The sequence below is a fragment of the Candidatus Eisenbacteria bacterium genome (assembly GCA_013140805.1).
In the GTDB taxonomy this organism is placed as follows: Bacteria; Eisenbacteria; RBG-16-71-46; order RBG-16-71-46; family RBG-16-71-46; genus JABFRW01.
Window position 1 is genome coordinate 13455 of record JABFRW010000095.1, and the last position, 18325, is coordinate 31779.

General features: G+C 68.3%; 17 protein-coding genes and 1 pseudogene. 4 read left to right on the top strand and 14 right to left on the bottom strand.

Translation table 11 applies throughout. From position 1 onward, the window contains the following. Position 1: 1 nt before the first annotated feature. From HOP12_08240 to HOP12_08275, 8 genes are read right to left on the bottom strand one after another with little or no spacing between them, the layout of a single operon-like run. Positions 2-682 carry a heme ABC transporter permease CcmB gene (locus HOP12_08240; GenBank protein NOT34142.1) on the bottom strand — a complete coding sequence of 227 codons (681 nt, stop codon included), beginning with the start codon at positions 680-682 and terminating at the stop codon, positions 2-4. Further along, positions 624-1301 (bottom strand): ATP-binding cassette domain-containing protein, encoded by a 678-nt coding sequence (locus HOP12_08245; GenBank protein NOT34143.1) that lies wholly within the window; start codon positions 1299-1301, stop codon positions 624-626. The genes HOP12_08240 and HOP12_08245 overlap by 59 nt, the downstream gene beginning before the upstream one ends. A gap of 14 nt (positions 1302-1315) precedes the next feature. Then, positions 1316-2389, bottom strand: a complete 1074-nt coding sequence (locus tag HOP12_08250) for a bifunctional oligoribonuclease/PAP phosphatase NrnA (GenBank protein NOT34144.1) — start codon at positions 2387-2389, stop codon at positions 1316-1318. Beyond that, positions 2386-2985 carry a pyridoxal 5'-phosphate synthase glutaminase subunit PdxT gene (gene pdxT / locus HOP12_08255; GenBank protein ID NOT34145.1) on the bottom strand — a complete coding sequence of 200 codons (600 nt, stop codon included), beginning with the start codon at positions 2983-2985 and terminating at the stop codon, positions 2386-2388. The genes HOP12_08250 and pdxT overlap by 4 nt, the downstream gene beginning before the upstream one ends. 15 nt (positions 2986-3000) lie before the next feature. Further along, on the bottom strand, positions 3001-4044 hold the full coding sequence (gene pdxS, locus HOP12_08260) for a pyridoxal 5'-phosphate synthase lyase subunit PdxS (protein NOT34146.1): 1044 nt from the start codon (positions 4042-4044) through the stop codon (positions 3001-3003). 25 nt (positions 4045-4069) lie between these two features. Continuing rightward, complete coding sequence (locus HOP12_08265) at positions 4070-5239, bottom strand: cysteine desulfurase (GenBank protein NOT34147.1); 1170 nt, start codon at positions 5237-5239, stop codon at positions 4070-4072. Beyond that, a complete protein-coding gene (locus HOP12_08270; protein NOT34148.1) occupies positions 5232-6302 on the bottom strand; it encodes an Mrp/NBP35 family ATP-binding protein in 1071 nt (356 codons plus the stop codon). Before HOP12_08270 ends, HOP12_08265 begins: the two co-directional genes overlap by 8 nt. After that, positions 6299-6523: a NifU family protein gene (locus tag HOP12_08275; protein ID NOT34149.1), complete on the bottom strand. Its 225-nt coding sequence runs from the start codon at positions 6521-6523 to the stop codon at positions 6299-6301. The genes HOP12_08270 and HOP12_08275 overlap by 4 nt, the downstream gene beginning before the upstream one ends. Before the next feature lie 149 nt (positions 6524-6672). On the opposite strand from HOP12_08275, the gene HOP12_08280 reads away from it, so the two are divergent. Both HOP12_08280 and HOP12_08285 read left to right on the top strand, forming a co-directional pair. Next, the gene (locus HOP12_08280) at positions 6673-7566 is read left to right on the top strand and encodes a radical SAM protein (GenBank protein ID NOT34150.1); all 894 of its coding nucleotides are present in this window, start codon (positions 6673-6675) and stop codon (positions 7564-7566) included. Beyond that, positions 7566-8342 carry a metallophosphoesterase gene (locus HOP12_08285; protein ID NOT34151.1) on the top strand — a complete coding sequence of 259 codons (777 nt, stop codon included), beginning with the start codon at positions 7566-7568 and terminating at the stop codon, positions 8340-8342. Before HOP12_08280 ends, HOP12_08285 begins: the two co-directional genes overlap by 1 nt. Before the next feature lie 73 nt (positions 8343-8415). Here HOP12_08285 and HOP12_08290 read toward each other — a convergent pair whose 3' ends face one another. Continuing rightward, a complete protein-coding gene (locus tag HOP12_08290; GenBank protein NOT34152.1) occupies positions 8416-11454 on the bottom strand; it encodes a S8 family serine peptidase in 3039 nt (1012 codons plus the stop codon). 301 nt (positions 11455-11755) lie between these two features. Here HOP12_08290 and HOP12_08295 point away from each other — a divergent pair. Together HOP12_08295 and HOP12_08300 are read left to right on the top strand one after the other, a co-directional pair. Then, a pseudogene (locus tag HOP12_08295) lies at positions 11756-12004 on the top strand (hypothetical protein). 284 nt (positions 12005-12288) lie between these two features. Continuing rightward, a complete protein-coding gene (locus HOP12_08300; protein ID NOT34153.1) occupies positions 12289-14253 on the top strand; it encodes a T9SS type A sorting domain-containing protein in 1965 nt (654 codons plus the stop codon). A 79-nt stretch (positions 14254-14332) separates the two neighbouring features. On the opposite strand, the gene HOP12_08305 is transcribed toward HOP12_08300, so the two are convergent. The 5 genes from HOP12_08305 to HOP12_08325 form a co-directional block, all read right to left on the bottom strand. Further along, the gene (locus HOP12_08305) at positions 14333-15718 is read right to left on the bottom strand and encodes a replication-associated recombination protein A (protein ID NOT34154.1); all 1386 of its coding nucleotides are present in this window, start codon (positions 15716-15718) and stop codon (positions 14333-14335) included. Positions 15719-15730: 12 nt separating this feature from the next. Beyond that, on the bottom strand, positions 15731-16705 hold the full coding sequence (locus tag HOP12_08310) for an energy-coupling factor ABC transporter ATP-binding protein (GenBank protein ID NOT34155.1): 975 nt from the start codon (positions 16703-16705) through the stop codon (positions 15731-15733). Continuing rightward, positions 16702-17424 (bottom strand): hypothetical protein, encoded by a 723-nt coding sequence (locus HOP12_08315; protein NOT34156.1) that lies wholly within the window; start codon positions 17422-17424, stop codon positions 16702-16704. The genes HOP12_08310 and HOP12_08315 overlap by 4 nt, the downstream gene beginning before the upstream one ends. Then, positions 17421-18089, bottom strand: coding sequence for a hypothetical protein (locus HOP12_08320; protein ID NOT34157.1), 669 nt, complete (start codon positions 18087-18089; stop codon positions 17421-17423). Before HOP12_08320 ends, HOP12_08315 begins: the two co-directional genes overlap by 4 nt. 1 nt (position 18090) lies before the next feature. Continuing rightward, positions 18091-18325 (bottom strand): ComF family protein (locus HOP12_08325; protein NOT34158.1); only part of this gene is annotated, 235 nt, incomplete at its 5' end.

The following is an 18325-nucleotide window of genomic DNA, read 5'->3' on the forward strand; positions in this document are numbered from 1 at the left end:
CTCATTCCTCCCACAGGTGGTCGTAGAGCACGAAGCTCGCAGCCAGAAGTCCCAGGGCGTAGGCGGCCAGCAATCGCAGTTCGCTCGTGACCGGCTGCCCCGCCCACTGAGCGCGCGTTCCGCTCACCGCCGCAGCCAGCATCGGCAGCAGTAGCGGGAACGAAACACCTGCAAACAGTGCGCCGCGACCACGGGTCTGAGACACAACGGCACCCACCAGGGTGGCCGCTGCCGCCAGCGAGACGCTTCCGAGGGCGAGAACCCCCAGAAACGGGCCCCAGCGAGGCGCGGGTGCGCCCGACAGCAGTGCAAACAGCGGAACCGTCACGGCCTCGATCACGAACAGGAACGCCAGATTGAAGCCGAGCTTCCCGAGCGCGATCTGCGTGGGCGATGCCACCAGCCGCAGCAGCGTCATGGTATGGCTCTCGACCTCGCGAACGAACGCGTGATGGAGCGAGGCCAGGGCCGCGAACAGCAGCACCACCCACAGGAGCGCCGCCAGCACGTCGGGCCGATCGCCGAGCGGCCCGACCGCAAAGCTCGTGGCGGTCAGGCTGGTCACCGCAAACAGCAGTGCCGCGTTGAGGCCGTAGCGGGTGCGCCACTCGGTGCGGCACTCTTTACGCAGGATGGCCCAGACCGCGGCCCCGGAGCTCGATGATGTGACTCGCGAGTGCACGTTCGCGTTCCTCGTTGGTGGCGATGAGGACGAGCGCACGACGACCTTCGTCGCGAACGACGCGCTCGAGTGTGGCGCGTCCCTCCTCATCGAGATGATTGCCGGGTTCGTCGAGCAGCAGCAGCGGCGGCGCGTGCAGCAGAGCGAAGGCGAGCCGCAGCCGCTGGCTCATGCCGCTCGACAGCGCGTCCGCCCGATCGCGGCGGCGCGAGTCGAGTCCGACCCGCTCCAGCGCCGAGTCGACGAGCGCGGTGCTGCCGGTGAGGCCGCGTGCCTCGGCGGCGAAACGAAGGTTCTCTTCGACCGTCAGCTCGTCGTAGAACGCCAGATCCGGACCCGCGTAGCCGATCACGTGGCGGCGCAGCGCCGGAGCCACCGCGAGGCCCGCCACCTGAACCTCCGACGATCCGGAGGTCGGGCGCAGCAGCCCTGCGACGATTCGAAGCAGCGTGCTCTTGCCGGCACCATTGGCGCCGCACACGGCGTTCACCCCGGGCGACTCGAGCGTGAAGTCGATCGCTTCGAGACCGCGGCCGCGGCTGTAGCGATGCGCCAGCGCGCGCGCGGTGACGCGCGCCGCCACCGTCGAAAGGCCGGGCTCGTGCGGTGCGGTGCTCATCGAGAGGCTCGCACTCACGCGCGCCCCGACGCTCGCGGTTCCAGCTCGGCGATCACGCGCTCGAGTTCGGGCTGCACGCGATCGCGCGCCTGCTCGATGGTGCCGCGCATCAGCACGCCCGCCGCATGCAGGTGGCCGCCGCCGCCGTGACGGCTGGCGATCTGATCGACGGCGACGCGGCCGGTCGAGCGCATGCTAACCTTGACCTTGCCGACTTCGACTTCGGAGAACAGCACCACGGCTTCGACACCTGCGATGGTGCGCGGCAGATCGACGAGCCCATCGGTATCCGCGCCGGCCAGCCCGTGGCGCTGAAACTGCTCGGGAGTCGCGACCAGGATCGCGAGCTGACCGCGCGACGCAAGTTCGAGACGCGCCAGAGTCTCGCCGAAGAAGCGCAGTCGTCCCGCCGAGGCATGCGTGTGAACCAGCGCATGCAGGCGCTGCGGATCGAGCCCATGGCTCAGCAACTCGGCCGCCATGCGATGCGCGTGCGAGTCGGTATTCGAGTACTTGAACGAGCCGGTGTCGGTCATCAGCGCGACATAGAGACCCTCGGCGATCGCAGGGGTGATCGTGCCGCCCGCCTCGCCGATCAGGTCGTAGATGATCTCGCCGGTCGCCGCCGCACCGGCCTCGATCACGTTGACCTGTCCGAACCCGTGCGCGTGCGAGACGTGATGATCGATGATCGCGATCGGGACCATGGCTCGATCGAGCGAGGCCGAGAGCCGGCCGATGCGCTGGCGATTGCTGGTATCGAGCACCACGAATGCATCGGCTTCCGCGAAACGGCGCTCGGCGAGCTCGGATTCCCAAGTCTCGACCGTGAGTCCGTCGGTGAGGAACGTAAAGTGCGCTGGCAGCACCGAGTCGTTGAGGATCTTGACCTCGCGACCGCGGTCGATCAGCCAGCGCGCCAGCGCGACTTCGCTGCCGATTCCGTCGCCATCCGGATTGATGTGGGTGGTGAGCAGGAAGCGCTGGTGCTTCTCGAGGAACGCGTGCAGGGCGGCGCGCTCGGGCGACGCCGCGACCCTTGCGGAGCGCTCGCGTGCCACCGCATCGTGGCCTTCGTTCGGGTTCACGCCGCCTCCGAGTTCCGGCGCCTGGGCGCAGTCACGACTTCGCGCACGAACCACTCGTGGAGCCGCGAATCGTCCGCCAGTTCGGGATGGAACGTGAGTCCGATCACATTGCGCTGTCGAACTCCCACCACCTCGCCGCGCGGCCCGCGCCCGCGCCGCGCGATCACTTCGACCCCGCGCCCGAGTCTTCCGATGCGCGGCGCCCGGATGAAGACACCATGAAAGGCTCCGCCCAGGACGGGCACTTCGAGCACCTCCTCGAATGAATCGAGCTGGCGTCCGTAGGCATTGCGTTCAACCGTCACGTCGAGCGCCCCGAGCGGTGGGTGCGGCAGCCGGTCCGCGCTGGTTCCGAGCACGATCAGCCCGGCGCAGGTTCCCAGCACCGGGCGCTGGCGTGCGAATGCCGCGAGCGGCGCGCGCAGCCCGTTCGAGTGCATGAGCCGCAGCATGGTGGTCGACTCACCGCCCGGGATCACCAGCGCATCGAGCGCCGCAAGATCCGCCGGCAGCGTGACTCGCGCCACCTCGACGCCCAGTGGCTCGAGCGCGGCGCGGTGACACGCGAAATCGCCCTGCAGGCTCAGCACTCCGATGCGGGTCGTCGCCACCTACCAGCCTCGCTTGGCGAGCTGCTGATCTTCGGCGATCGATTCCATCGAGATCCCGCGCATCGCCTTCGGCAATCCCTCGCTGATCTGCGCGAGAATGTCCGGCCGGTCGTAGTGCGTCACCGCCTTGACGATCGCCTGAGCCATCTTGAGCTGCAGTTCGCGCGTCTTGCGCGGCGCCTCGTCGAGCCCGACTTCGAAGATGCCCGAGCCCACGAACACCGCCTCGGCGCCGAGCTGCACCATCAGCGACGCATCGGCAGGAGTCGCCACCCCGCCCGCGGCGAAGTTCGGCACCGGCAGCTTGCCGGTGCGAGCGACCTGGCGCACCAGTTCGAACGGCGCGCCCAGGCTCTTCGCCTCGGCCATGAGTTCGTCGTCCCGCAACGAGGCCAGCTTCTTCAGACCCTTCTGGACCGCGCGCATGTGACGCACCGCCTCGACCACGTTGCCGGTGCCGGCTTCGCCCTTGGTGCGGATCATCGCGGCGCCCTCGCCGATGCGGCGCAGTGCCTCGCCCAGGTCGCGGCAGCCGCACACGAACGGCACCTTGAACTCGTGCTTCCAGATGTGATGTTCCTCGTCGGCGGGGGTCAGCACCTCGCTCTCGTCGATGAAGTCGACGCCGAGAGTTTCGAGAATCTGGGCCTCTGCGAGGTGGCCGATGCGGCACTTCGCCATGACCGGAATCGAAACCACGGCCTCGATCTCGCGGATCATGCCGGGATCCGACATGCGCGCGACGCCGCCTTCGCGTCGGATGCGCGCGGGAATGCGCTCGAGCGCCATGACCGCGGCGGCCCCCGCCTCTTCGGCGATTCGCGCCTGGTCCGGCGTCATCACGTCCATGATCACGCCGCCCTTGAGCATTTCGGCGAGCCCCACCTTGAGCCGCCAAGCGTCGGCCGCGGAGCCGCGCGGCGGCGGATTGGCAGCCGCTCGCGAAGTCGTGCTCGACGCGCGTGACGCAGCACCCGCGGAGCGCTTGCCATTGGGTCCGTTCTTGGACGGCCGAGCCGAACGACCGTTGCGTTGCTTGCTCACGTTGCGTTCTCCCTTCCTGGAGCGCTCACGCGCTGCGCTCGAGCGCCGGTCCGCCAAGCGATCGCAGCCGCGCGACCACCGGAGGGACGGTCTGCAAAATGTGATCGAGATCCGCCTCGGTCGTGTCCTCGCCGAGTGAAAAACGCACGCTGGCATGAGCCAGTTCGGGACTCAGGCCCATTGCGATCAGCACGTGCGAGGGCCCCGCAGCGGCGGCACTGCACGCCGAGCCGGTCGAAATCGTGATGCCATGGCGATCGAGTTCGTGGAGCACCGCTTCGCCGTCGACACCCTCGAACGAAAGGTTGAGCACACCCGGCAGTCGGTTTGCTTCGGGGCCGTTGCGCCTGCAGCGCTCGACCCGGCTACGCAGCCCCTCCCACAGGCGCAGCGACAGCTCGCTCACGCGTTGCGCCTCGCTCTCCCGGCGGGCTTCGGCACGCGCGATCGCCACCCCCAGCCCGACCGCTCCGGCGAGATTCTCGGTGCCAGCGCGGCGTCCGCGTTCCTGATGACCGCCGTGAACGAGCGGCAGCAGTCGGGTGCGTCGTCTCACGATCAGCGCACCGACTCCAGGCGGCCCGTGGAACTTATGCGCGGCGAGCGACAACAGGTCGGCATCGAGCGTCGCCATCGAGACCGGCAACTTGCCGAGCGCCTGCACGGCGTCGGTGTGGAGTCGCGCGCCGGCCGCGTGCGCCAGCGCCGCCGCCGCCGCGATCGGCTGGATCGCGCCGGTCTCGTTGTTCGCGATCATCAGCGACACCAGCGCCACGTCGGAGTCGATCGCGCGCTCGAGCGCCGCGATCGAGACGATTCCGTCGGCGTCGACCGGCACGATCGTGACGGGCACGCCCTCGCGCTCCAGTTCGCGCGCGGTCTCGAGCACCGAGGGATGCTCGACCGCCGAGACCACGAGGCGACGGCGTTCGGGGGCAGCCATGGCCACGATGCCCTTGAGCGCCAGATTGTTCGCTTCCGAGCCGCCGGCGGTGAATACCACCTCTTCGAGGTTCGCACCGGTCGCGATCGCGACGCGCTCGCGCGCCGCGGTCAATGCTTCGCGCGCCGCGTCGCCGCGCGCATGCACCGAGGACGGATTGCCGAATCGTTCGCCGAGATACGGCAGCATGGCGTCGAGCACCTCGGGCGCCATCCGCGTGGTGGCGGCGTGATCGGCGTACACCTCACGCATGAGCGGATTCCGCCATGGCCGCCGACTGAATCGAGATCCGACGCGCGAGCTGGCCCGCGATCGATTGGAACGCACGGCCGTGCACGGTGTCGGGATCGGTGAGCACCACCGGACGGCCCTCGTCGCCGCCGGCGCGCACGCGCGGATCGATCGGGATCGAGCCCAGGAACGGCAGACCCATGGCGAGTGCACGCTGCTCGCCGGTGCCGCTGGCGAAGATGTCGTGGCGCTCGTTGCAGTTGGGGCACATGAAGTAGCTCATGTTCTCGATCACGCCGAGTACCGGCACCTGCAGCTTGTCGAACATCGCAATCGCCTTGACCGCGTCTTCGATCGCCACCGTCGAGGGCGTCGTCACCACCACCGCGCCGGCGACGAAGGTCTGCTGGATGAGCGAGAGCTGAACGTCGCCGGTCCCGGGCGGCAGATCGACGAGCAGGTAGTCCAGCTCGCCCCAGTCGACGTCGTGCAGGAAGCTCTTGATGGCGCCGTGCAGCATCGGTCCGCGCCACACCACCGCCTCACCGGCATTCACGAGCAGGCCCATCGACATGAAGCGCAGTCCATGAGCACCCACCGGCACGATCTTCCCGTCGCGCTGCGAGGGCTGCCGCGTCACGCCCATCATGCGCGGCAGATTGGGGCCGTAGATGTCGCCGTCGAGCAGTCCCACGCGCGCTCCGCTGGCCGCCAGCGAGACCGCGAGATTCGCAGACACCGTCGACTTGCCGACCCCGCCCTTGCCGCTGCCGATCGCGATCACCTGCGCGACACCGTCGAGCGCCTTGCGATCGGCGGTCGGAGAAGCGCTCTTGCGGGTGCGCGAGGTGGTGTTGATCTGCACCTCGGTCACGCCGGGAACCGCGAGGACTGCGCGCCGGCAATCGGCCTCGATCTCGGCCTTGAGCGGGCACGCCGCGGTCGTGAGCACCAGCGTGAAACGGGCGACCCCGCCCTCGACCGCGAGGTCCTCGATCATGCCGAGGGTCACGAGATCGCGCTTCAAGTCCGGATCCTGCACGGTCGCGAGTGCAGCCCGCACCGTCTCGACCGTCGCGCTCATTCGGAGGCCACGACTTCGCGCACTCCCGGCACCTTGCCGCGAATCCAGCGCTCGATACCGCTGCGAAGCGTGGCGGCGGCGCTTCCGCACCCGGTGCAGGAGCCCTTGACCCTCAGGGTCACAACGCCGTCGTCCGAGACGTTCATCAGTTCCAGATCACCGCCGTCCGCCTGAATGACCGGACGGAGCTGATCGATGATCTTCTTGACCTGCTCCTGCATGACTCCTCCGCGCGGCCTGTCCGAGTTCCGTTCGGGCTCCTAGATGCGCCAAAGAGAACGGGTTAGATTATGTCCCATCGTGTGATCAGTCAACGCAGCTCGGCCACGGCGCGGACCGCGTCGCGACGCCTTCACAAGGATCCAAGACCGTGAGCCTGGTGCAGATCGACGATGCCTCGGTGGCGCGCTTCCCGCTCCAGCCCCTGCGCCACCTCGATGCGCTTTGGATTCAGGTCGCGGGCACCGAGTGCAACCTGAGTTGCGCTCATTGCTTCGTGCCGTCCGGCCCCGGTATCGACCGGCATGCGCTGATGTCGCGTGCCCAGGTGCGCGAGCGGGTCTCAGAGGCGCTCGCGTTCGGCGTGCGAGAGCTCTATCTGACCGGTGGCGAGCCGTTCGTGAATCCCGAGCTGTTCGAAATCCTCGGGGACTCGCTCGCTCACCTGCCATGCACGGTGCTCACCAACGGTACGCTGTTCACGAGCGCCCGCCTCGCGGCGCTTCGCCATCTCTCGGACGAGTCTCGTTATGCACTCGAACTGCGCATGAGCCTCGATGGCGCGAGCGCCGACGCGCACGACCGCGTGCGAGGCGCTGGCACCTTCGAGCGCACGATCTCGGGCCTGATCCGGTGCGAGGCACACGACCTGTGTCCGATCGTCACCGTGACGCAGTGGGACGAATCGGAGCCGCTCGAGTTTCGCGATCAGTGGGTCTCCATGCTCCGAGCGCGCGGCCTTCGAAGGCCGCGGCTCAAGGTGCTCCCCCTGTTCCGACTCGGCCGGGAGTCGGAGCGCTCGGGCGGCTACGCGCGCGAGGAATCGCTCGCCGGCCTGACGGACGACGCCTTCGATCCCGAACGCCTCCAGTGCGGAAGCAGTCGCGCGATCACCAGTCAGGGCGTGTTCGTTTGCCCGTTGCTGGTCGACGAACCGCGCGCGCGGCTGGGCGCGACGCTCGCGGAGGCACGCACACCGTTCGAGCTGCGTCATGGGGCCTGCTTCACCTGCTATCGCACCGGCATGACGTGCGGGAACGGGTGATGCGCCTCGCGTTGTTCGGCGGGGTCTACAGCAACCATCTGGCGCTGAGTCGCGTGCTCGCGGAGATCGGCACACGAGACGTCGATGCGACCTGGTGCCTCGGCGACCTCGGCGGCTTCGGCCCGCACCCCGATCGCTCGGTCGAGCGGATGCGCGCGAGCGGCATTCCCATGCTGCGCGGCAACCTCGATGACTCGATCGGTCATGCACTCGCCGACTGCGCGTGCGGCTACTCGGACCCGCGCGACAATCACTTCGCTCAGCGCTCCTACGACTACGCACTCGCCCACACCAGCTCATCGAATCGCGAGTGGCTGCGCGAACGACCGGAGCATGCCCGCCTCGAACTCGCAGGGCGTCGCGTGCTGCTGTGCCACGGCTCCCCGCGGCGAGTGAACGAATTCCTTTGGAACTCGACGTGCTCCGATGCGTTTCTCGAGTGGCTGTGCGAGGCGCACGAGGCCGACGTGATCGCGTGCACGCACTCCGGACTGCCGTGGCATCGGGTGCTGCCGTCGGGACGTGCGGTGGTCAACGTGGGAGTGATCGGACGGCCGGCAAACGATGGAGATCCGCGGGGCGTGTGGTCGGAACTCGACTTCGGGTCCGACGTCGTGGTGCGGTTCCATCGCGTCGCCTACGACCACGAGGCGCTGGCGAGAGAGATGGAAGCCGAGTCGCTGCCTGCCGAGTTCGTCGAGACGATCCGCACCGGATGGTGGACGACCTGCCTCGAGAACGTGCCGGCCAAGGAACGTCGCGCAGGTCGCTGGTAGCGACGCGGCCTCCCCCGCGCTGCGGAGGAGGCCGTGGGTGTCGCTTCGGAACCGATTCGTTCTTCCGCTTCGGTTACTCCAGCACCAGCATCTTGCGGGTCTCGCGGAATCCGGGCGCGGTGAGGCGATAGAAGTACATGCCCCTCGCCGCCGGATCACCCTTGTCGGTGCGGCCGTCCCACTGGAACTTGTGGACGCCCGGCTCGAAGTCACCGTGCGCCACGGTCGCGACCAGGCGACCGGTGGCGTCGAACACCTCGAGATCGACGCGCCCCGCCTGTGCGAGTGCGAAGTGGATCGCGGTCTTGCCGCGGAACGGATTCGGAAAGTTCTGCAGCAGTTCGGTGATCGCGGGCCGCGCCGCGAAGTCCTTCTGCATCGGCTGGATGATGTTCGCGAGTCCACCGTTGAGGGTCAGCGTGTAGTTGCTGGTCGCACTCTGGTAGCCGTCGACCATCAGGTAGTAGTGGCCGGCGGCGGCGGTGTAGTTGCCGACTTCGGGATTCGCGGTCGAGTAGCCGCGCGCGACTTCGACCAGCGAAGAGTTGTAGAGGAACCAGTCGAGGTCCGCGCTCGAGCCGATCGCCAGCGACACATTGATGCTTCCGGCGGTGCTCACGTCGAAGAAGAAGTAGTCCTGGTCGGCCGCGGATGAAATCGTGCCCGTCACCGCGACTCCGGTTCCGACCGGGCCGTCCGCGGTCGCCGAGGTGTTGTTCGATTCGCTCTCGGCCGTGATCGCGCCGCCGCCGCCCGATGGCACCGTGACGCTGATGTCGTCGAATGCCATGCCGTCGGTCGAGATTGGATAGTCGTCGTACTGCTGGAACTTGACGACGAAGGTCGAGTTGAGCGAGAGCCCGGCCGTGGCGGCCAGCGCGTCCAGGTCGAGCACCACGTTGCGCCACGTGTTGTCGGAGAAGCTGGCGGGCGTGAGGCTGTAGACCTTCACGTAGCTGGTGCCGCCGTCGTTCGAGAAGTAGATACCGTCCTGGGTCTGCGTCTCGTCACCGAAGTCCTTCCACCAGAACGACAGGTTGACCTGGGTCTGGCCGGCGAGGTTCAGGCGCAGCCGCGCCTCGGTCTGGCTATAGCTTCCGCTCGTCGCATCGTCCATCACCATGTGATAGCTGCCGGCGTGCGGGGTGTTGGTGGTCAGCAGGCGCACCCGGCCGTTCGCGGTGACCGCAGTCGACCAGAACGCGTCGAATGCGCCGGCGTTCTCGAAGCCGGTCGTGTAGGGAAGCGTCGCGTAGCCGCCCGACGGCACCGTGATGGTGAAGTTCGCGTTGCTCAGGTCGGTCGCGGTTCCACCGCTGACGCGCACACGGCCCTGCGTGGTCGCGGCAGCGGGAACCGTCCACGCCTGCGAGCCGTCGTTCGGGGTGCCCGTGACGATCGAGGTCCACGAGCTGCCGCCATTGGTGGAGTAGTCGAGATTGACGGTCGTGAAGCTGCCGACCGAGGTCCAGGTGAGGTTGGTCGAGCTGCCCGAGGCCAGCGTCTCGCCACCGTTCGGAGCGGTCACGGTGACCTGATCGACCGGACCACCACCACCACCGACCGCGGCGGCCGCATCGACCATGCCGTAGCCGGCGTAGCGGTCCCAACCGGCGCCCGACTCGACGCTGGTGACGTCCTGCGCGGTGTTGCGGAGCTGATCGCGAATCTGCGCGTTCGTCCAGGTCGGATTCTTCGACTTGATCAGCGCGCATACACCCGCGGCGTACGGCGTCGCGCAGGAGGTGCCGTTGAACCACTTGGAGTAGTCGCTGGCGTCGTAGCCGGCAGCACCCAGCAGATCGGTGGTCGGCAGGATCGTCGGCGCGATGACGTCGACCGCGCCGGCCGCGCCCTGCGTCGTGGTGCCGTAGCTCGAGCCCCACCAGCGCTCGCCGTCACACGTGAAGCCGTTCGGATCCGCGCTCACGCCGGGGTTGAGTTCCGACGTACTGCTGCTCGAGCGCTTGCGGTCACCGCACGGCGAGGCCGCGCCCACGCCGATCACGAGGCTGTGGATCGCGGGATAGCTGATGGTCGACTTGTTCTCGTTGCCGGTCGCCGCGAGGATCACGCACCCGGCGTTCCAGGCGTAGGTAATCGCCGCGTCGGTGGCCGGGTCGCTGGTGATCGCCGCGCCGAGGCTCATGCTGATCACGTTGGCGCCGTTGTCGGCCGCGTACGTGAGCGCGTTCTGGATCGAGACGAACGTCATGGTACCGGCGCTATTGGCGACCTTGAGCGGCATGATGCTGCAGCCCGCCGCGATGCCGGCAGTCCCGAGCGCATTGTTGCGTGCCGCCGCGACTCCGGCGCACGCGGTGCCGTGGCCAGGCGCCGACGAGTCGTCGTCGGGATTCGAGTCGTTGTTGCCGAAGTCGAAACCCGTCACCTGCAGCAGGTCGGGATGCCCCGCCTCGACGCCGCTGTCGATGATCGCGATGCGCACCGAGCTCGAGCCGAAGCCCTGCGTGCCATCCCAGGCGGTGTGCGCGTTCGCGTCGAATCCAACCGTGCCGACCGGCGAACCGGTCTCGTGATTGAAGTTGGTCCAGTTGTAGCTGAGCATCTGCGCTGAGTTGTTGTGCCCCCAGTGCAGCGAGTGCATGGGGTCGGCGGGCACCACCGCCGGGAATGCGATGTAGTCGAACGTGACGGCTTCGACCTCGCGCAATCGCGACAGCCAATCCGCCAGTTCGGACGCCGGCATCGAGCCCGCGAAGTCGAGGATCAGCCATCGATCGAGCCCGAGCCGCGCTCCTTCCGTGCGGTTGCGGTACTCGATGAACGCGCCCTGGAGCGAGCGGGCGCCGGCATCGGAGAACACGCGATCGACTGCGGCCAGTCCGGTCGTGGCGCCGGCGAGCGGTTGCCCGAAGCGCAGAATCGAGGGCAGGGTCGCCGCCTGCCGGGCTTCGGCAGTGAGCTTCACGAGCACGCGGCCCGGAACGTGGGCGGCGACCGTCGGTGCGTTCGGCTGATAACCGAGTTGCACCGGTGCGAAGGCCCGAGCGGGTGGCGGTTCAGCGGCCCGGGCGGAAACCCCGGGCAGGGCGAGGAACAGCGCGATGAAGAGGGTGAGAGCACAACGACGGCTGGGGGACCGGACCATTGAGCGCCTCCAAATCTGCGTGTAGGACTACCTCCCTGGAACTGATTCTCGTGGACGCAAGACGGACGGATGGACTGCCGCTCGGAAGCAGGGACGGCGCGGCCGACTCGCGCTTAGTAACACATGAAACGCGGCTTGTCACGGACTGAACTTCTGCGGCCCAACGTTCGATCAGCTCGAACTTTGCCGCGATCCTCGTAGGATCTAACTATTCCTTGATGATTTCGAAGGCGCTCATCTAGGGTGTGTGGCCTGCAGCTCGACCGTCTCAGCTTCATGTCCCCCCAGCCTGGAGTCTGCAATGAACGGCCCCCCAAGACTCACTCGTTCCACCCTGATCGCGCTCGGTTCGCTGCTCGCTCTTGCGGTTTTCGCGAGCGCGTCGGCACCGCGCAAGGCAGCACCGGTTGCTGAAACGCCGGCCCCGGTTGTGATGGCGAGCGCGGATGCCGCACCCGTTGTTGCCGCTCCGACCGCCGCGCCGCTCGCAGCCCGCACGATCGTGGCTCCGAAGGCCTCCTCGAGGCTCGCGTCCGCTCCCGCGGAAGCCGGCATGCGCGCCTTCCGGGATCCGCAAACCGGACTGGTCAGCGGCGTCGTCTCCGAAGGTTCCGCTCAGCTTCTCGACATCAATCCCCTCAACGACACGGCCGAGGGCCTGGTTCCGATCACGCTCTCGGACGGCTCGATGATGCTCGACCTCGAGGGTCGCTTCGAGCAGTACTACGTCATCGAAATCGGCGCGGATGGTCGGCGTCACGTGCGCTGCGGTGCGAATCACTCCCATGACGCCGCCGTTCACTCGACCCCGACGCTGCCGGAGGAGCGCTAGACATGAACTCTTTCTACCGCTTCGTCTCGCGCGCCTCACTCGTCGCAGTGCTCGCGGTCTCACTGGCCGCCGTTTCGAATGCCGCAACCATCGTGATCGTGAACAACGACGGTGCAGGTGAAGGATTCAACGATGCGACGGCGGCTGTCCCGGTGGGCGGCAACCTCGGCGCCACGGTCGGCCAGCAGCGGCTGAACGCATTCCAGTACGCAGCCAATCTGTGGGGATCGATCCTCCCGAGCGCGGTGCCGATTCAAGTGCGCTCGCAATTCAACCCGCAGACCTGCACCGCGACCTCCGCGGTGCTCGGCAGCGCGGGTCCGCTCACCACGCACGCGAATTTCGCGGGCGCACCAGTTCCCGGTCACTGGTATCACGCGGCACTCGCGAACTCGCTCGCCGGCACCGATCTGAGCGCGGCCAATCCCGACATCAATGCGACGTTCAACTCGAATCTGAACGGCTCCCCCACCTGCCTCGGCGGCACCGGCTGGTACTACGGCTTCGACGGACTCGAAGGCGCGAACATCGAGCTGCTGCCGGTGCTGCTCCATGAAATGGGCCACGGACTCGGCTTCAGCACGACGACCAGCGGAACCTCCGGCAACTTCAGCGGCGGCCTTCCGTCGATCTTCGACAAGTTCATGATCGCTGCCGCGACCGGCACCCACTGGGACCAGATGACGGCGGCCCAGCGCGTCGCGTCGGGCATCAGCCTCGACGGGCTCGCGTGGGACGGACCGGCCGCGGTCGCTTACGCGTCGGTATTTCTCGGACCGCGTCCGAGCGTGGTCGTCAGCACGCCTCCGGGCATCGCGGGCACCTACAACGCCGGTAACGCGTCGTTCGGCGCGTCGCTGGCGATTCCGGTGAGCGGCACCGTCGTGCTGATGGAAGACGGCGTGGCGCCGATCAACGACGGTTGCGAAGCACTCGTCAACGGCGCGGCGCTGGCCGGCAACATCGCGATCGTCGATCGCGGTTTGTGCGCGTTCGTCCTCAAGGCGCAGGCGGCGCAGGCAGCCGGCGCGATCGGCTTGATCGTCGTCAACAACGTGGCCGGCCCGGCGCCCGCTCTGGGCGGTGTCGATCCGTCGATCACGATCCCGGTGCTGAGCCTTTCGCAGGCGGACGGCAACCTGGTGAAGGCGAACCTGCCGGGCGTCACGGTGACGATCGGCAATCACCCGACGCTCAAGGCCGGCGCCAACAACCTGGGCCAGCCGCTGATGTACGTACCGAACCCGTTCCAGAGCGGCTCGTCGGTCTCGCACTGGGACGTTTCGCTGTTCCCGAACGCACTGATGGAGCCGGCGATCAATGCCGACCTGCACGACCAGGTGGATCTGACCCGCTACCTGTTCGAGGACATCGGCTGGTTCCCGATTCCAACCGCGACCACGCTTGCACAGTTCGTGGCGGTGGGTCGTGGGGATGGCATCGAGATCCGCTGGAGCTTCTCGGACGCCTCGCAGCTTTCGGTCGTGACGCTCGAGCGCGCGACTTCCTCGACCGGGCCGTGGGCTCCGATCTCCACCGAGCTGACCACCGAGCGCAACGGCATGGTCGCGCTCGATCGCAACACCCAGAACGACGTCGAGTACTCGTATCGCCTGCACATCATCGAGCGGGACGGCACCGACAGCGTGATGGGCTATACCTCCGCGCGCCGCATCGGCGTCCCGGCGGGCCGTGTGTTCCTCGCCACTCCGTCGCCGAATCCGGCGCCGGGTGCGACCTCGATCGCGTTCCGTCTCGGGCAGCCGGAGTTCGTGCGGCTCTCGATCGTCGACGCGAATGGCCGCAAGGTGCGCTCGCTTCAGAACGGCATGATGGAAGCGGGCGATCATCAGGCGCGATGGGACGGTCGTGGCGACGGCGGCACCGAATCACCGGTCGGTGTCTACTTCGTGACGCTCCGTACCTCGAACGGCTCGACCACGCAGCGATTCGCGCTGGTTCGCTAGTTCGAACGCTCCGAAGGAAAGCGAACGCGCCGGGGAAGCACTTCCCCGGCGCGTTTTGCTGCCTCCGCTCGAGTGCGCGTCAGGCGGGCGGCTTGCGCAGTGCCGCGTCCCACTCGCGCATGCGCTTCGAGACCTCGGCTTCGTAGCCACGCTCGGTCGGCTCGTAGAAGCGCCGGCCCTCGAGTTCGTCCGGCAGGTGCTGCTGATCCGCGATCGCTCCGGCTTCATCATGCGCGTAGCGATAATTGGCACCGTAGCCGAGGTCCTTCATCAGCCGGGTCGGAGCGTTGAGGATCACCTTGGGAGGCGGCAGGCTGCCGCTCGCCTCGATTTCCGCGATCGCGCGTCCGAACCCCTTGTAGATCGCGTTGCTCTTGGGCGCGGTGGCGAGATACACGCAGCACTGCGCGAGCGCGAGTTCGCCCTCGGGCGTGCCGAGCTGGTGATACGCCTGAAACGCCGCGACCGCGAGCGGCAACGCCTGCGGGTCCGCGTTGCCGACGTCCTCGCTCGCGAATCGCACCAGCCGTCGCGCCACGTAGAGCGGGTCCTCACCCGCGGCCAGCATGCGCGCGAGCCAGTAGAGCCCGGCGTGCGGGTCCGAGTCGCGCAGCGACTTGTGCAGCGCCGAGATGAGGTTGAAGTGTTCCTCGCCCGCGCGGTCGTAGCGCAGGTGCCGGCGCTGCAGCGCCTGCCGCACGTCTTCGAGCGCAATCGCCGCGGCGGTCGCGGGGTGGCCCTGCCGCGCGCGCTCGGTCGCGGTCGCGACCGCGATCTCGAGCGTGTTGAGAGCACGACGGGCGTCGCCGTCCGCCGCCTGCGCGAGCAATGCGAGTGCGTCCTCGGCGATCGCCACCTTGCCGGCGAAGCCTCGCCCGACATCGGCAAGTGCTCGCTCGACCACCACGCGCATGTGTTCGGGCTCGAGCTGCTTCAGCACCAGAACGCGGGCGCGCGACAGCAGTGCGGCATTGACCTCGAAGGACGGATTCTCGGTGGTGGCGCCGATCAGCACGATGTCGCCGGCTTCGACGTGGGAGAGGAACGCGTCCTGCTGCGCACGATTGAAGCGATGGATCTCGTCGAGGAACAGCACGGTCGGTCGCCCGGTTCGCTTCCGCTCGAGCGCGGCGCGCGCCATGGTCTCCTTGATCTCTTTCACGCCCGCGAGCACCGCGCTGTAGCCGACGAACGGCGCCTGAGCGGTGAGCGCGATCAGCCGCGCGATCGTGGTCTTGCCGGTGCCGGGCGGCCCCCACAGGATGATCGACGGAAGCAGCGTTCCCGCGCGCATCAAGGCGAGCGGCGAACCCGGCTCGAGCAGGTGCTCCTGACCGATCAACTCCTCGAACGTGCGCGGCCGCATGCGGTCCGCGAGCGGCGCACCGGCAGTCGGTTCGGACGCGGCGCTGCCCGGCGCGCGCGCGGGCGGGCCGGGTGACGAGCCGAACAGGTCGCCGCTCATCCGGCGGTCGCCTTACTCCCGCTCGCGGATCGCATCGGGTCGGGGTCCCGATTCTCCGAGCGGAAGCGACGACTGATCGGCGCGGCCCGAAGCGGTCGGCGCTGCCAGGCCGTGTGAGATCCGTGCGGTGCGAGAACCCCACTCGAGCAGCGCGCGAGCTGCATCGTCGAGCGACAGCGGTCGCCCCAGCGCCAGACCGTGCTTTTCGAGGCGCTCGAACAGCTCGGCCAGCACCGGCGGCTCGAGGTTGCTGTTGCGCAACAGCGCGGGGTCGCGGAACACTTCGCCCGGACTGCCGTGGGCCACGATCTCGCCGCCGCCCACCAGCACGTACACCACGTCGGCCATCGCGTTCACCACGTTCACGTCGTGAGTGGCGGTGACGAGCGAGACGCCATGGTCGCGGTGCAATTGGTTGAGCAGTGCCACGAGATCGGCGCGCGAGGCGGGATCCAGCCCCTCGAACGGTTCGTCCAGCACCAGCAGTTCCGGCTTGAGCACCAGCGCGCCCGCCAGTGCGACCTTGCGCTTCTCGCCACCCGACAGGTAGTGGCAGACGCGGTGTCTCAGATGCGCGATGCCGACCCGTTCGAGAGCCTCCTCGACCATGCGCGACACTTCGTCATCGCGATAGCCGTAGTTGCGGGGCGAGAACGAGACGTCGTCCCACACCGTCGGGGCGATGATCTGCTCGTCCACGCTTTGCAGCAGCACGCCGACCCGTTCACGAATGCGATTGAAGTGGCGGGCGGGGTTGACGCCGAACACGCTGACCTCGCCCTCCTGCGGCTCGAGCAGTCCGAGGATGTGGTAGAGAAGCGTGCTCTTGCCGCAGCCGTTCGGGCCCAGGATCACGACCCGCTGCCCGCGCTCGACCACGAAGTCGAGCCCGCACAAGTGCACGAGGGTGCGATCCGGGTAAGTGTGACGAACGCATGAGACGCGCACGATCGGGTCGCGATCGGCGGGCGACGAAACCGGATTCATTGCGCCCTCCACCAGCCGAACGTCGTGATCGCGACCAGCACCGCGAATGCACCGAGCACCACCAGGTCACGCGGTCCCACCTCGGCCCAGTGGCGGCATCCGCACACTCGCCCGGTGTGACCACGCAACCGCATGGTTTCATAGAGCCGCCGGCTGCGTTCCGCGCTGTAGACCACCAGCAGTCCAAGGCCGTCGCCGGCGTGCGCGAGCCGGCGCCGCGCCGGAACCGCGAGCCCGCCGCGCAGCCGCAGCGCGCGCCACACCTGATCGGTACGCGTCAGCAGTGCGAACAGCGCACGATAGGTCAGAAACAGCCCGTCGCCCGCGCGTCGTGGTAACACGCGCGAGATCGGCGCGAAGACATCCGGATAAGGCGTGGTGCCGAGCAGCCACACCGAGACGAGTCCGGCGCCGACCGGGCGCATGAGCAGCATCAATGGCGTCGTCCAGGTGCCGTCCCAGCGGCCGGCGGCGACCAGCAGCGAGAACATCAATGGATACGCGGCCGCGGTGAGCAGCAGCCGCGGCGCGAGTCCCGAGGTCAGCGCGAGCGCCCACGCGAACAGGTGCACCGCAAGCAGCGCATCGAGCCGCGGGGCCGTGATCGCGGCCGCGATCGTCGCGGCGGCGAGCACCAGCTTGGTGAGCGCGCTGGCGCGATGCCACACACTGCGGCCGGTACTGGCCGCGTAGTCGATCTGGGCGAGCAGGTTGATCACGAGGCCGCCTCGGCCGCCGCCGCCCGCGGCACCGGCAGCAGCGCCGGGTGCACGCGCGAAAGGAAACTGCCGAGTCCCCACGCGACGCCGACTTCCGCGAGGGTCGTGAGCAGCCACAGCGGAAGCGCGAATGCCGCCATGGTCAGGTCGTGCGCGTGACCCGCGTGTTCATCGACCGGACCCGCCGCTACGCCCGATCCTCGCGCCCCGATGAACAGGATCCCGAGCCACAGGGCGAGCGCCACGAGCTGGCCCGCGAACGCGGCGACTGCGAGCCCCCACTCGGGACGCGCGCGGCCCGCGAGCGCGCCGTACGCCAGTGAGCTGACACTCGCGACCGCTCCCAGCACCAGGGTGTTGAGCCCGATCACGGTGACCCCGCCGTGGCCGACGCAGGCGAGCAGCGCGCTGACTGCGAATGCGACCGGAAAGGCCGCCGCCGGTCCGAGCAGCACTCCGATCGGCCCCGCGAGCGTCAGATGCATCTCGAACGGTCCGAGCGGCACCGCCATGGCGGCGAGCACCAGCGCGCCGAGTGCACCCTGATAGGCGACGCGCTGAGGCGCGAAGGCGGCACCTCGCGACAGCAGGACGAACGTGATGAGCCATGCCGGAAGCCACAGCCACACCGGCAGAACGCCGTCGGGTACGTGCAGGTGCGACATCTCAGCTCGCCCACGCGAGCACGGCGGCGCGCACCCGGGCCCCCGCGGCCTCGAGTGGTTCCAGTGCGGCTTTGAGGGTGCTGCCGGTCGTGAGCACGTCGTCCACCACGAGCACTTCGCGGCCGCGCCATGCGGCCGGATCTCGAACTGCGAATGCGGCCGCCAGATTGCGGCGCCGCGCGACGCGCGAGCAATCGGGACTGGGCGCCGCCGCGCGGCGACGCACCAGAGCGCCC

Coding starts and splice junctions, on each gene's coding strand:
- HOP12_08285 (NOT34151.1), top strand. CDS start 7,566: ATGCGCCTCGCGTTGTTCGGCGGGGTCTACAGCAACCATCTGGCGCTG.
- HOP12_08245 (NOT34143.1), bottom strand. CDS start 1,301: ATGAGCACCGCACCGCACGAGCCCGGCCTTTCGACGGTGGCGGCGCGC.
- HOP12_08320 (NOT34157.1), bottom strand. CDS start 18,089: ATGTCGCACCTGCACGTACCCGACGGCGTTCTGCCGGTGTGGCTGTGG.
- HOP12_08275 (NOT34149.1), bottom strand. CDS start 6,523: ATGCAGGAGCAGGTCAAGAAGATCATCGATCAGCTCCGTCCGGTCATT.
- HOP12_08305 (NOT34154.1), bottom strand. CDS start 15,718: ATGAGCGGCGACCTGTTCGGCTCGTCACCCGGCCCGCCCGCGCGCGCG.
- HOP12_08310 (NOT34155.1), bottom strand. CDS start 16,705: ATGAATCCGGTTTCGTCGCCCGCCGATCGCGACCCGATCGTGCGCGTC.
- HOP12_08290 (NOT34152.1), bottom strand. CDS start 11,454: ATGGTCCGGTCCCCCAGCCGTCGTTGTGCTCTCACCCTCTTCATCGCG.
- HOP12_08270 (NOT34148.1), bottom strand. CDS start 6,302: ATGAGCGCGACGGTCGAGACGGTGCGGGCTGCACTCGCGACCGTGCAG.
- HOP12_08265 (NOT34147.1), bottom strand. CDS start 5,239: ATGCGTGAGGTGTACGCCGATCACGCCGCCACCACGCGGATGGCGCCC.
- HOP12_08300 (NOT34153.1), top strand. CDS start 12,289: ATGAACTCTTTCTACCGCTTCGTCTCGCGCGCCTCACTCGTCGCAGTG.